The organism is Caballeronia sp. GAWG1-5s-s, assembly GCF_023631445.1.
Classification (GTDB): domain Bacteria; phylum Pseudomonadota; class Gammaproteobacteria; order Burkholderiales; family Burkholderiaceae; genus Caballeronia.
The window spans coordinates 457091-469006 of sequence record NZ_JALQDC010000001.1 but is presented as its reverse complement, the minus strand read 5'-3'; the positions used below and the strand labels follow the sequence as shown (position 1 = coordinate 469006).

Genomic DNA, 11916 nt, shown 5'->3' with positions numbered 1-11916 from the left:
CCACCTCCAAGATAGGTGGACACCTATGGTCCTCGCTACTGTCGCTCACTGCCAGACGTCGAAGATGGACCGCTTACCTTTCAACGTCTCATAGCAGAGATGGATGCGCGCTATGCCACATTGAAGGGCTTGGGTGTATCGAGTATCGGAGCGGCCAGGTCCGTGGGGATCCAACTTCCGTATATCGTCGTCATTGTGGAAGAATTCGCTGACTTGGTCCTACAGAACAAGCAGATTGAACCGTTGGTGATTAGACTGGCTCAGAAAGCACGAGCATCGGGCATTCACTTGGTGTTGGCAACGCAGCGGCCAGACGCAAAGACTTTCTCTGGTCTAATTCGAAGCAATATCCCGACTCGGATCGCGTTGACTGTACAAAAAGAGGCTGAGTCTCGGATCATACTTGATGAAGGCGGCGCGGAATCGCTGACTGGAGCCGGCGACATGCTCATCAAACTCCCGGGCAGATCACTTCTTCGCGCGCATGGCCCACTCATCACGTTGGACGATGTGAAGGCGGTCGTTCAAGCCATATAGAGAAACAATCTTCGCGGAACGCAACTGCGAATCGGAGTGACGTCGCTATACCCGTCACTCCACTCGATACTGTCTTACGTCTATCTCAGCGAGTCGCCGGCTTCTTATAAGCCACGCAATCCACCTCGACCTTACAGTCGATCACCATCGAAGACACCACGCACGCCCGCGCCGGCGGGTTCGCGCCGAAGTACTCCTTGAACACTTTGTTGAACGAAGCGAAGTCGCGTGGATCGTCCAGCCACACGCCGCAGCGCACCACATGTTCGGTGCCGTAGCCCGCTTCCTCGAGAATGGCGATCACGTTTTGAATCGCCTTATGCGACTGCTCGACGATGCCGCCGTTGATCACCTCGCCGTCCTGCATCGGCGTCTGGCCCGACACGTAGAGCCAGCCATCGGCCTCGACCGCGCGTGCGAACGGCATATGCGCGCCGCCTTGTCCCTTGCCGCCTTCCACGCCATAACGCTTCATCTTTGCACTCCTTTTGGTCCTCAATAAGTCTTAAAACGCGCCCGCCGCATCCAGCTTCGATGCCGCGCCGCGCGCCACGAAACGTCCCGCGCGCTCGCCCGTCAGCGCCGCCTCGCGATACGTCAAAACGCCATTCACCCAAACCGCGTCGATGCCATCGGCCGCCTGCTCCGGCTTCGCGAAGGTCGCGGCATCGCGCACGCGCTCCGGATCGAACACCACGAGATCGGCGTGATAGCCCACTTTCACCTCGCCGCGCTCCGTGAGCCCGAAACGCCGCGCCGAGAGACTCGTCATCTTGCGCACCGCCTCTTCCAGCGCGATCAGCGCCGTATCGCGCGCATAGTGACCGAGCACGCGCGGAAACGCGCCCCACAAGCGCGGATGCGGCAGCGGGTCGTTCGGCAGGCCATCGGAGCCGACCATCGTCGCGGGATGCGACAGAATGCGCCGCACGTCGTCCTCGGACATGTTGTGATACACCGCGCCCGCCGGTTGCAGGCGCTTCGCGGCCTCCTGCTGGCTCACATTCCATTCGGCCGCGATCTCACGGATCAGCTTGCCCGCCATCTCCGGATGCGGCGTCGACCACGTGATCGTGATGTCGATATCGCCCGTCACTTGCTTTAGGTCCAGCGTCGATGAACTGCGGTTATACGGATAGCAGTCGCAACCGACCGGCTGCCCTTCGCGCACGGTTTCAATCGACTTCAGCACTTCCACGCTGCGCCCCCAGTTCGACGGCCCCGCGCACTTCAGATGCGAAATCACCACCGGCACGCGCGCATGACGGCCGACGCGATATGCCTCTTCCATCGCGTCGAGAATGGCGTCGAACTCGGTGCGCATGTGCGTCGTGTAGAGCGCGCCCGCTTTCGCGAGCGGCTCGGCCAGCGCCTGCACTTCCTCGGGCGGCGCGTTGAACGCCGATCCGTACGCGAGCCCGCTCGACAAACCCAGCGCGCCGTTGTCCAGCGCCTCTTCGAGTTGCGCGCGCATGCCGGCGATTTCATCGACGGTCGCGGCGCGGTCGAGTCGGTCCATGTGATTGTTGCGCAACGCCGTATGGCCGATCAGCGCGCCGACGTTCACCGCCGGACGCGCGTCGTTCACGGCATCGACGTAAGCCGCGAAGGTCGGATAGCGGAAAGCGGCGGCATCGCCGAGCAGGTTCATCGGATCGGGCGGATCGCCTTTGAGCGTCACCGGCGACGCGCTGATCCCGCAATTGCCGACGATCACCGTCGTCACGCCCTGCGTGATCTTCGGCATCATCTGCGGCGAGCGGATCACGTGCGTGTCGTCGTGCGTATGGACGTCGATGAAACCGGGCGCGAGCACTTTGCCGCGCGCGTCGAACACGTCGTCGGCGCTCCAGTGCGACAAGCCGCCCGGCGCCTCGATTGCGACGATGCGGCCGTCGCGCACGGCGACATCGCGCTCGACGGCGGGCGCGCCGGTGCCGTCGATCACGCGCGCGCCGACGATCAGCGTGTCGCACTTTTCCATGATCAATCTCCCAAAGGTTGGCGCTCGCCGCCGCCGCGATGCGCGTCGAGCGCGTGTTTCATGCGGCGCAGCAGTTCGCGGCTGCGGTCGCCCTGCTTCACCGCGAGTTCGGTGACGAGCAGGTCGAGCGCCATCATCATCGCGTAGCGCGACGACGACGGCTTGTAGATGAAATCCGTTTCGATCGCGATGACGGGAATGAGCCAGTCCGCGAGCGCGCCGAGCGGCGACGCGGGCGCGGTCAGCGCGATGACGCGCGCGCCGTATTCGCGAGCGAGCCGGCAGCTTTCCACCATCTCGGGCGTCTGCCCTGTCACCGATAGCGCGACGACGACATGCTCTTTCGACAACGTCGACGCGACCATGCGCTGCAACAGCCCGTCCTGATAAGACGCGACGGGCCGCCCGAGGCGAACGAGCCGAAAGCGCATCTCGTCGGCGAGCGCGGTCGATCCGCCGCCCATGCCGAACACGTAGATCATCGACGCGGCGGCAAGCGCATCGGCGGCTTCGGCGACCGGCGCGGCGCGCAGCGCGCCCTGATTCTGCGCGAGCGTGGTCTGCACTTCCTCGAAGATGCGCGCGGCGAGCGAATCCGGCAACGCGTCGGGCTCGCACTTCAGGAACCGCTGGCCGACCGCCGCCGCTTGAGCGAGCCGCAGCTTCAGTTCGCGCACATCTTCGCAGCCGACGGCTTTCGCGAAGCGCGTGACCGTGGCGATGCTCACATCCGCCTGCTCCGCGAGCGCGCCGATGCTCGCCCGCGACGCGCCCGTGAGATCGTCCAGAATCAGCGCGGCGACCTTGCGCTCGGCGCTGCGCAGCAATGGCGCGCGCTCGGCAATGCGCGCGACGATATCGAAACTCTGCGGATCGGCGGGGCCGTTCATGGTGTCGGGTTTACTCGGGGCGCGTGTTACTAAATAACAATTCAATGCCGATCCTACTTTGGGTACCATAGTGCCGTCAACCGTGAAGGCTTTTAAGCGCGTACACAAACGCATCTAATCGGACCGATGGAGCAGCAGCACATGAAAGTTACAAACTATCAGAGCGCGACGATCGACCCGTTCGGCAAGGGTCTCGGCATGGTGCCCGGCACAAGCATCCAGTTGGGCGAGGCCGGGCGTCTGCAATGGAATCTGCTCGAAGAAGACGTGAGCCTGCCCGCCGCCGTGCTGTACGCCGAGCGCATCGAGCACAATCTGAAGTGGATGCAGGCGTTCGTCGAGGAGTACGGCGTGAAGCTCGCGCCGCACGGCAAGACGACGATGGCGCCGCAACTGTTTCGCCGCCAGCTCGATACGGGCGCGTGGGGCATCACGCTGGCCACCGCGCATCAGGTGCGCGCGGCGTATCGCGGCGGCGTGCATCGCGTGTTGATGGCGAATCAGCTCGTCGGCAAGCGCAACATGGGCATGATCGCCGAGTTGCTCACCGATCCGAGCTTCGAATTCTTCTGCCTCGTGGATTCAGCCGATGGCGTCGATCAACTCGGCGCGTTCTTCACGGACGTGCGCAAGAAGCTGAGCGTGCTGATCGAGATGGGCGTGCCGGGCGGCCGCACCGGCGTGCGCGACGACGCGCAGCGCGAAGCCGTGCTGGCGGCCATCGCGCGCTGGCCGGGCGTGATCGAACTGGCGGGCGTGGAGTTGTACGAAGGCGTGTTGCAGGACGAGTCGAAGGTGCGCGACTTCCTGAAGAGCGCCGTCGATGTCACGCGCAAGCTGATCGACGAGGGGAAGATCGCGCGCAAGCCTGCGATTCTGTCGGGCGCGGGATCGGCGTGGTATGACGTCGTCGCGGACGAATTCGCCAAAGCGAACAGCGACGCCATTGAAGTGGTGCTGCGCCCCGGCTGCTATCTGACGCACGACGTGGGCATCTACAAGAAAGCGCAGAACGAGATTTTCGCGCGCAATCCCATCGCCAAGAGCATGGGTCAGGGACTGAAACCCGCGCTCCAGTTGTGGGCCTACGTGCAGTCGATTCCGGAGCCGGATCGCGCGATCATCGGGCTCGGCAAGCGCGACTCGGCGTTCGATGCGGGCATGCCGGAGCCGGCGAAGCACTATCGTCCGGGCGCGGAGGCGCCGCGCGACGTGTCAGCGGAGGAAGGCTGGGAGATTTTCGGCCTGATGGACCAGCACGCGTACATGCGCATCAAGCCCGGCGACGACGTGAAGGTGGGCGACATGATCGCGTTCGACATCTCGCATCCATGCCTGACGTTCGACAAATGGCGGCAAGTGCTCGTCGTCGACCGGAAGTATCGCGTGACCGAAGTGATCGAAACGTTTTTCTAAGCCTTGTCGTCGGCGGTGGCCGCCGCGCTCGCCGCGGCCACTTCCTGAATGCGCGATTCCAGCATCTGGAGCGCGCCCGACAATGCCTCGATTGCGTCGTCGGGCATCGCGGCCATGGTGTCGTGCAGAAACGCGTTGCGGCGCGGCAGTCCTTCTTCCGTGGCGGCGCGGCCCTGCGCTGTCAACGCGACATTCGATACCCGATTGTCGCGCGCATCGACGCTGCGCACGATCCAGCCGAGCGATTCCAGCGTCTTTAGCTGCCGCGTGAGCGCGCCGGGATCGACTCGCAACCGCTCCACCAGCGCCTTCTGCGACAGCACGCCCGCGTGCTCGTGCAGCGCGAGCAGAATGCGCCAGCGCGGCATCGGCTGGCCGACCGCCAGCTCGAACGCCGACATGAACGCGCGATACGTGCGTCCGAACTGTTGCACCACGGCGATCCGATCCTGTTCGTCCATGCTTGTGCTTCCCTTGATCGTCATTCGGCGAGGATGACCGGTTCAGGCTGGCGTTTCAAGCGCACGAGCGGCACGCGGCGCGATTGCCATACCGACACCACCGCCACCACCGCCGCGACCGCGAGCCCGATGTGGATCGCCGCGACCAGCGCCTCGCGCGCCGCTTCGAGCAGCATCGCGCCGTTGTGGCCGGCCGCCGAGAGTTGCGCGAGCAGCGTCTGCTGTCCTTCGCGGTTGATCAGAATCTGCGGGTCGGAGAGGTCGGCGAACCAACGCATCGCGTGATCCCGCTCCAGCGCGAGGCTCACGCCGCTCGCGTACAAATGGCTCACGAGCGTGCCCGTCAGCGCCGTGCCGATCATCCCGCCGATCATGCGCAGCGATTGCAACAGCGCGGTCGCGATGCCGAGGTGCTGGCGGCCCGCCGTCTGTTGCGCGAACACGGTGAGGTTCGGCATCACGAAGCCGAGGCCCAATCCGCCGAGCAGCATGAAAACGAGCAGCAGCGCGCGCGGCATCGTGTGCGTCGCGACGACCACGCCGAGGCACGACACCGCGAGGCATCCAAAGCCGATATACAACATGCGGTTCGGGTTCGACAGCCGCGTGACGATGCGCCCGTTCAGAATGCTGCCGATGGTGATGAACACCACGAGCGGCGTGATCATCATGCCCGCGCCCTGCGGCGACATGCCGAAGCCGCCCTGAAACAGGAGCGGCGCGTAGAAGAGCAGCGAGAACATCGTGAAGCCGCCCAGAATGGCGAGCGTGAAGAGCGCCGCAAGACTCTGGTTGCGGAACATGTCGATGGGAAGAATCGCGTAATCGCAGCGCATTTCCCATTTCCAGAGCGCGAAGCCCGCCGCGGCGCTCGCCACGAGCAGCGTCGCCGTCTCCAGGCTCACGCCATGCTTGGGCAACATTTCGACGAACAATTGCAGCGCGCCGAGCGCGACGGCAATGAGCACCGCGCCGGGCCAGTCGAGCCGCATCTTGCCTTCATGCGCGACATGCCGAAGATGCGGCAGAAAGCGCCACACGAAGAACAGCGAGAGCGCGCCGACCGGCAGATTCACATAGAACACGGAGCGCCAGCCGTAGTACTGCGTGAGGAAACCGCCGAGCGACGGCCCGACCGCGTTCGCGATGCCGAACGCCGAGCTCATCAGCACTTGCCAGCGCAGGCGCACGACGTTGTCCGGGAAAAGATCCGCGATGCACGCGAACGCCGTCCCGACCAGCATGCCGCCGCCGATGCCCTGCAAGCCGCGAGCGAGCACGAGGAACATCATGCTGTTGGCGAGCCCGCACAGCACGGACGCGACCGTGAACACGACGATCGACGCGATCACGAACGGCTTGCGGCCGTAGTAGTCGCCGAGCCGCCCGAAAATCGGCACCGTGATGACGGATGTCAGGAGATAGGAAGTCGCGACCCACGCGTAGAGCTCGAAGCCCCTAAGCTCCGCGACGATGGTCGGCAGCGCGGTGCCGACGACCGTCTGGTCGAGCGCGACGAGCATCGTCACGAAGGAGATGCCCAGCATCGCCATGAGAGATTCGCGAAACGGGAGAACCTGCCCGCTCGAATGATGCGCGGCTGTATGAACGGCCATTTTTTGTAAGAGCAATGATTGACTAGTCAACTTAAATGGAATCATAGCACGGTGCCGCGCTCTAAGCTGCGTGGACAATCACCCTTTTCGGATCGACAAACGACGCATGGAACCGACGCCCATCATCACCTCGCCGCTCACGCCGGAGGACTTCGCCGCCCTCTCCCGCGCCAAGGAAGCGCTCGAAAGTCCGTCGCTCACGATGAAGCTGGCGAGCGTGATCGGCGCGCCCATCGAGAAGCTGATGGGCCGCCTGCCCGCCGCCGCGCAGGAAAAAGTCGACGAGGCGACGCAACTGGCGCTCAAGAAGTGCCTGCAGCTGGCGCTGCGAACGCTCGGCAAGAGCGCGCCCGCCGGCTCGCTGCTCGCGCCGCCGCCCGACAAGCCGAACAACCTGCTGCACAAGCTCGCAGTGGCGACGACCGGCGCGGCGGGCGGCGCATTCGGCCTTTTCGCGCTGCCGGTCGAGTTGCCGGTCACGACCACGCTCATGTTCCGCTCGATTTGCGATATCGCTCGCAGCGAAGGCGAGGACGTGCATCGCGTGGAAACGCAGTTGCAATGCTTGATGGTGCTCGGCATGGGCGGCACGCATAAGGACGACGACAACGCCGATCTCGGCTATTTCATCGTGCGCGGCGCGCTGGCGCAATCCGTCTCGCGGGCGACGAGCGAGATCACGGCGAAGGGACTGAGCGGCCACGGATCGACGGCATTGCTCAAGTTTTTGCAGACCATTGCCTCGCGGTTCTCCGTGCAGGTCAGCGAGCAGGTGGCGGCGAAGTCGATTCCGGCGATCGGCGCGGTGCTCGGCGCAATGGTCAACACCGTCTTCATCGATCACTTTCAGCAGATGGCGCACGGTCACTTCACCGTGCGGCGGCTCGAGCGACAATATGGCACCGCGGCGGTCGAACGCGCGTATCAGACGATCGAGGTCATGGGCAGCCGATGATGCGACGCGGCCGCGCCGGTCACGTCTTCGATAAACCGGGCGGCGTTCTCGAGCGCCTGCCGCGCCTCGGGCATAAACGGCGCCCAGATCGGGAAGATGTGCGGCACGTTGCGCCAGATTTCCAGATCGACGCGAACGCCCGCCGCTCGCGCCTTCTTCGCGACGCGCGTGGAATCGTCGAGCAGGAGTTCGGTGTCGGCGACCTGAATCAGCAACGGCGGCAATCCGTCGTAATCGCCGAAAAGCGGAGACGCATAAGGATGCGCGGCGTCGGCATCGCCCAGATATTGCGCGGCGACCTTCGGGAACACGGCGGCGTGGAACATCGGATCGCGGCCCTCGTTGCTCGTCATCGACGCGCCGCTGCCCGTCAGGTCCGTCCACGGCGAGAACAGGACGGCGCCTGCCGGAAGCGCGTCGCCGGCATCGCGCAAGGCGAGCAGCGTCGCGAGCGCGAGACCGCCGCCCGCCGAATCGCCGGCGACCACGATGGTTTGCGGCGCGGCATCGGCGAGCAACGCGCGATAGGCCGCGACGGCGTCATCCACTGCGGCCGGAAAGCGGTGCTCGGGCGCGAGCCGGTAATCCAGCGAGAACACATTGGCCTGCGCGCGCACGGCGAGCCCAAAACTGATCGCGCGATGACTGCGCGGTGAGCAGAAGTAATAGCCGCCGCCGTGCAGATACAGAATCGTGCTGCGCGATGCCGATGATCGCAGCCACTCTCCGTTCGCGCCCACTTCCAATTGCCAGCCCTTCGGCACCGGCGGCGACCACAGCCGGCGCGACGTGTACGCGCGGGCGCGCTCGACATTGAGCACGGGCTTCGCGGTCTCGGGACGCATCCGGCGCCGCAAGACCCAGCACGCGAATGCGCTTTGCCAACTCATCGCGCGCGCTCCTGTCCTTCGACTTCGCGATTCACGTCAGTTCGACGGCATGACCTGACCGCGAATCTCGCCGGTCGGGTTCTCTTGCGTGTGAACGTTGAAGTACCACTGCCCGGCCATCAGATCGGAAACTTGCTGTTCGGTAAGCGTCGCCTGCCCTGTCATCGGACTGGCGAGTGCGCGCTTATCGACGGGAACCTGCACTTTCGCGTTCTGCCCGACGGGCGCGGGCCCGTGGAAGTGCGCCATCGTGACGGGGCCGGAGAGATCGGCGTACGTCGCGGTCCAGGTGAGTTGCCGGGTATTCGTGTCGAACGTGGCGTCGAGTGTGCCGTGGCCTTTGCTCACGCGCGGCGGCACTTCGCTCGACGGCTGAAGATTCGCCTTGAGCGCGACAGTGTCGGCATGGGCTATCGTCGATAATGCGAAAACCGCGACGACGAATGAAGACTTGCGGAAGACATGCGGCTTGCGTGTCGAGATCATTTCCCGGTTCTCCGTTTTCATGGCGGCGCATCGGCCGCGTCTTCATGGTAGTGCATTCGGAGTCGGGACGCAGTTCAGAACGAACGGGCTAACCGCGAACGCGAAAAGGGCGCCTCGCGGCGCCCTTCTCTGCTAGCTAGCTACAGCTCAATACTGCCGAGACTGCTTAGAAGCGGTGACGGATACCCGTCGTCACGAGAACCTGACGGCTGCTCGACGAGGGGCCGCCCGGCGCGCCGTTGATCCCTGCGAACGGATAGACTTCCTTGTCCTGGCTGCTGGCGATCTGCACCACGCCTTCAGCATAGATGTCGGTGCGCTTCGACAGAGCGTAGTCCGTCTGCAGACCGAACTGGTGGTAGCGGGCACGGCCGGTGTCGCCGGCGAAGCTGGTCTTCGCGTTCGTGAACGTGTATGCGGCGCCGAGCGAGAGCGACGGCGTCAGCGCATAGCGACCGTTAACCTCGTAGTTATTGACGATGCTGGAGTAGCTCGCGATCGAGTTGTTGTCTTCGCGCGTTTGCGTCCAAAGCAGGCCGAACGTCATTGCGCCGGCCGAGAAGCTGCCACCCGCGCCGAACGTGCGCAGACGCTCGGTGTTCTGAATCGGCGAATTCAGTTCGGGACTTTCCGTGATCGCACCGTTGGTCGTCGCATTAAAGCCGTTCGCTTGCGTGTACGCTGCACCGACCTTGAACGGGCCATTTGCATAGCCAGCACCCAGGCTGTATGCGCGGTTGTCCGCGAAGCTGCCAGCGCCGTTCGAGAACGCATAGGCGCCCGCGAACGACAAGCCAGCGTAGTTAGCGCTCACGAACTTGACGGAGTTGTTGACACGGAATGCGTTGCCGTCCAGGTTGTCCAGGTCACCCGGGTGAGCGAAGTACGTGCCGCCCCACGAGCCCGTTGCGCTCAGCGGGCCGAGATAGTCGGCGACCGCGTCGGTCTGACGGCCGAGCGTCACGGTGCCGGCTTGCGTCGACAGACCAACATAGGCCTGGCGGCTGAACATGCGCGTATCCACGCCCTTACCGTTCGCGACGTCGAAGCCGTTTTCCAGCGTGAAGATCGCCTTCATGCCGCCGCCCAGATCCTCAGCGCCGCGCAGGCCCCAACGGCTCATCTGAACGTTGCCGCCGCTCATGCTCCACGAGTTCGTCTTGTAGTGGTCAGCGCCTTCCGGCGTTTGCACGTTGTTCACGAACGTGAAACCAGCATCGACCAGACCATACAGCGTAACGCTGCTCTGCGCGCTCGCGGCAGTTGCGAACGATGCGGCGACGGCCGCAACAATCAGAGTCTTCTTCATTGTGTGTTCCTTAGAAAGAGTCGTACGACTCGATAGGGTTGCTCGCGGCGTCTCGACATCTCGGGAGGGTGTCCCGCCGTATGCCTTTCACCGATATTCGGCAGCCCAAAGTGTATGGCTCGCCTTTGCGGCGACCAGCCCAAGGACACACAAAAATCTTTTCGAACAATTCAAAAAGTCGAATTTCAATATGAGTAAACGCTTAGGCTTCTTGCACTTACCACCGCACTGAAATCTTGCCGCGCGAGCCGGTCCGTGCGTTCAGTTGCGGACATGCGACAGTGGCCCGAACGCCACAGGCATGAACAGTCGGACTCCTCTGATTACCTTCCATGTCCCGCGTCATTAACATCGCGCACGCGAGAGCGGGCATCTTTCCGCTCGTCACCATCAGGGAAAGAGCGTCCCGCATCGCTCGGCAACCGTCTCACCATGAATCAACTGCAAGCGATGCGCGTCTTCCTGAAAGTCGCCGAAACCGAGTCGTTCGGGCGGGCGGCCGCGGCGCTCGATCTTTCAAATGCGGTCGTCACGCGCTACGTTTCGCTGCTCGAAGCGCATCTCAATACGCGCCTGCTGAACCGCACGACGCGCAGCGTGTCGCTGACCGAAGCCGGCAAGAGCTACGCCGACGGCTGTCGCGCTGTCATCGAACAGGTGGAAACGATCGAGGCATCGGTTGCGAACAGTTCCGTCGATCCGTCGGGGACATTGAAGCTCGTGGCTTCGGCATCGTTCTCGTTGCTCGAACTGACGCCGATGCTGCGCGCCTTCCGGGACCGCTATCCGAGCGTCAAGCTGCGTTTGACGCTGCTGCACCGTCCGGTGGATCTCGTCGATGAAGGTTTCGACGCCGGCATTGTCGTGCCGCATCTCGTCAACAGCGGCACGCTCATCAGCCGACCGCTCTTCAAGGTCGCGGCGGCGGTCGTCGCGTCGCCGGACTATCTCGAGCGCCGCGGCACGCCCGCGCGGCCGGCATCGCTCGCCAAGCACGACTTTCTTGCGCCATCAGCGGATATACACGGCTCGACGTGGACCTTCACCGGTCCTTCCGGCGTGTCGGAGGAGGTCTCGCTGGATCCGGCGTACACGGTGAACAGCTCGCCGATGTTGCGTCAGGCTGCGATGTCCGGCATGGGCATCGCCGTGCTGCCCGAAAGCTACGTCGAACGCGATATACAGGCCGGCGCGCTTGTGCGGCTTTTTGCCGGCTACCGGCTCAAGGATGCCGACAAAGAAGTATCCATCGTCTATCCGGGCCGCAGGCATGTGTCGGCGAAGACGCGTTCGTTCGTGGACTTCGCGTTGTCGTACTTTCGGGACCGCGCGCCCGTCGAGGCGGGGCTTGTCCCGTCAACGGAATAGTGTG

Annotated in this window: 12 protein-coding genes; 4 read left to right on the top strand and 8 right to left on the bottom strand. The window is 63.9% G+C overall.

Annotation, left to right across the window (positions count from 1 at the left end; translation table 11 throughout):
* The first annotated feature begins 99 nt into the window (after positions 1 to 99).
* Positions 100 to 537, top strand: a complete 438-nt coding sequence (locus NCR34_RS28160) for an FtsK/SpoIIIE domain-containing protein (protein WP_350029417.1) — start codon at positions 100 to 102, stop codon at positions 535 to 537.
* Positions 538 to 622: 85 nt separating this feature from the next.
* Here the strand turns inward: NCR34_RS28160 and NCR34_RS02275 are convergent, their stop codons facing one another.
* From NCR34_RS02275 to NCR34_RS02265, 3 genes are read right to left on the bottom strand one after another with little or no spacing between them, the layout of a single operon-like run.
* A complete protein-coding gene (locus tag NCR34_RS02275) occupies positions 623 to 1012 on the bottom strand; it encodes a RidA family protein (RefSeq protein ID WP_244847843.1) in 390 nt (129 codons plus the stop codon).
* Between the two features lie 30 nt (positions 1013 to 1042).
* A complete protein-coding gene (locus tag NCR34_RS02270; protein ID WP_250498994.1) occupies positions 1043 to 2521 on the bottom strand; it encodes an N-acyl-D-amino-acid deacylase family protein in 1479 nt (492 codons plus the stop codon).
* Between the two features lie 2 nt (positions 2522 to 2523).
* Positions 2524 to 3411 (bottom strand): MurR/RpiR family transcriptional regulator, encoded by an 888-nt coding sequence (locus NCR34_RS02265; protein WP_250498993.1) that lies wholly within the window; start codon positions 3409 to 3411, stop codon positions 2524 to 2526.
* A gap of 141 nt (positions 3412 to 3552) precedes the next feature.
* Between NCR34_RS02265 and NCR34_RS02260 the strand changes: the two genes are divergently transcribed.
* A complete protein-coding gene (locus NCR34_RS02260) occupies positions 3553 to 4827 on the top strand; it encodes an amino acid deaminase (protein ID WP_250498992.1) in 1275 nt (424 codons plus the stop codon).
* Here NCR34_RS02260 and NCR34_RS02255 read toward each other — a convergent pair.
* The gene (locus NCR34_RS02255) at positions 4824 to 5288 is read right to left on the bottom strand and encodes a MarR family winged helix-turn-helix transcriptional regulator (protein ID WP_248321109.1); all 465 of its coding nucleotides are present in this window, start codon (positions 5286 to 5288) and stop codon (positions 4824 to 4826) included. The two genes, NCR34_RS02260 and NCR34_RS02255, sit on opposite strands and share 4 nt — an antisense overlap.
* A gap of 20 nt (positions 5289 to 5308) precedes the next feature.
* Positions 5309 to 6904, bottom strand: coding sequence for an MFS transporter (locus NCR34_RS02250; protein ID WP_250498991.1), 1596 nt, complete (start codon positions 6902 to 6904; stop codon positions 5309 to 5311).
* Between the two features lie 106 nt (positions 6905 to 7010).
* On the opposite strand from NCR34_RS02250, the gene NCR34_RS02245 reads away from it, so the two are divergent.
* Entirely contained in the window at positions 7011 to 7859 is an 849-nt protein-coding gene (locus NCR34_RS02245) for an EcsC family protein (protein WP_175939373.1), read from the top strand.
* Here the strand turns inward: NCR34_RS02245 and NCR34_RS02240 are convergent.
* From NCR34_RS02240 to NCR34_RS02230, 3 genes are all read right to left on the bottom strand, one after another.
* Complete coding sequence (locus NCR34_RS02240) at positions 7829 to 8749, bottom strand: alpha/beta hydrolase (protein WP_250498990.1); 921 nt, start codon at positions 8747 to 8749, stop codon at positions 7829 to 7831. The two genes, NCR34_RS02245 and NCR34_RS02240, sit on opposite strands and share 31 nt — an antisense overlap.
* A 36-nt stretch (positions 8750 to 8785) precedes the next feature.
* Positions 8786 to 9235, bottom strand: a complete 450-nt coding sequence (locus tag NCR34_RS02235) for a CHRD domain-containing protein (protein WP_250498989.1) — start codon at positions 9233 to 9235, stop codon at positions 8786 to 8788.
* Between the two features lie 166 nt (positions 9236 to 9401).
* Positions 9402 to 10544: a porin gene (locus NCR34_RS02230; protein ID WP_250498988.1), complete on the bottom strand. Its 1143-nt coding sequence runs from the start codon at positions 10542 to 10544 to the stop codon at positions 9402 to 9404.
* A 432-nt stretch (positions 10545 to 10976) separates the two neighbouring features.
* Here NCR34_RS02230 and NCR34_RS02225 point away from each other — a divergent pair, with 432 nt between their 5' ends.
* The gene (locus NCR34_RS02225) at positions 10977 to 11912 is read left to right on the top strand and encodes a LysR family transcriptional regulator (RefSeq protein ID WP_250498987.1); all 936 of its coding nucleotides are present in this window, start codon (positions 10977 to 10979) and stop codon (positions 11910 to 11912) included.
* Positions 11913 to 11916: the final 4 nt, after the last annotated feature.

Excerpts from the sequence above, each read along its gene's own strand:
- NCR34_RS02235 (WP_250498989.1), bottom strand. The coding sequence starts at position 9,235 with ATGATCTCGACACGCAAGCCGCATGTCTTCCGCAAGTCTTCATTCGTC.
- NCR34_RS02230 (WP_250498988.1), bottom strand. The coding sequence starts at position 10,544 with ATGAAGAAGACTCTGATTGTTGCGGCCGTCGCCGCATCGTTCGCAACT.
- NCR34_RS28160 (WP_350029417.1), top strand. The coding sequence starts at position 100 with ATGGATGCGCGCTATGCCACATTGAAGGGCTTGGGTGTATCGAGTATC.
- NCR34_RS02260 (WP_250498992.1), top strand. The coding sequence starts at position 3,553 with ATGAAAGTTACAAACTATCAGAGCGCGACGATCGACCCGTTCGGCAAG.
- NCR34_RS02250 (WP_250498991.1), bottom strand. The coding sequence starts at position 6,904 with ATGGCCGTTCATACAGCCGCGCATCATTCGAGCGGGCAGGTTCTCCCG.
- NCR34_RS02225 (WP_250498987.1), top strand. The coding sequence starts at position 10,977 with ATGAATCAACTGCAAGCGATGCGCGTCTTCCTGAAAGTCGCCGAAACC.
- NCR34_RS02240 (WP_250498990.1), bottom strand. The coding sequence starts at position 8,749 with ATGAGTTGGCAAAGCGCATTCGCGTGCTGGGTCTTGCGGCGCCGGATG.
- NCR34_RS02275 (WP_244847843.1), bottom strand. The coding sequence starts at position 1,012 with ATGAAGCGTTATGGCGTGGAAGGCGGCAAGGGACAAGGCGGCGCGCAT.
- NCR34_RS02270 (WP_250498994.1), bottom strand. The coding sequence starts at position 2,521 with ATGGAAAAGTGCGACACGCTGATCGTCGGCGCGCGCGTGATCGACGGC.
- NCR34_RS02255 (WP_248321109.1), bottom strand. The coding sequence starts at position 5,288 with ATGGACGAACAGGATCGGATCGCCGTGGTGCAACAGTTCGGACGCACG.
- NCR34_RS02245 (WP_175939373.1), top strand. The coding sequence starts at position 7,011 with ATGGAACCGACGCCCATCATCACCTCGCCGCTCACGCCGGAGGACTTC.
- NCR34_RS02265 (WP_250498993.1), bottom strand. The coding sequence starts at position 3,411 with ATGAACGGCCCCGCCGATCCGCAGAGTTTCGATATCGTCGCGCGCATT.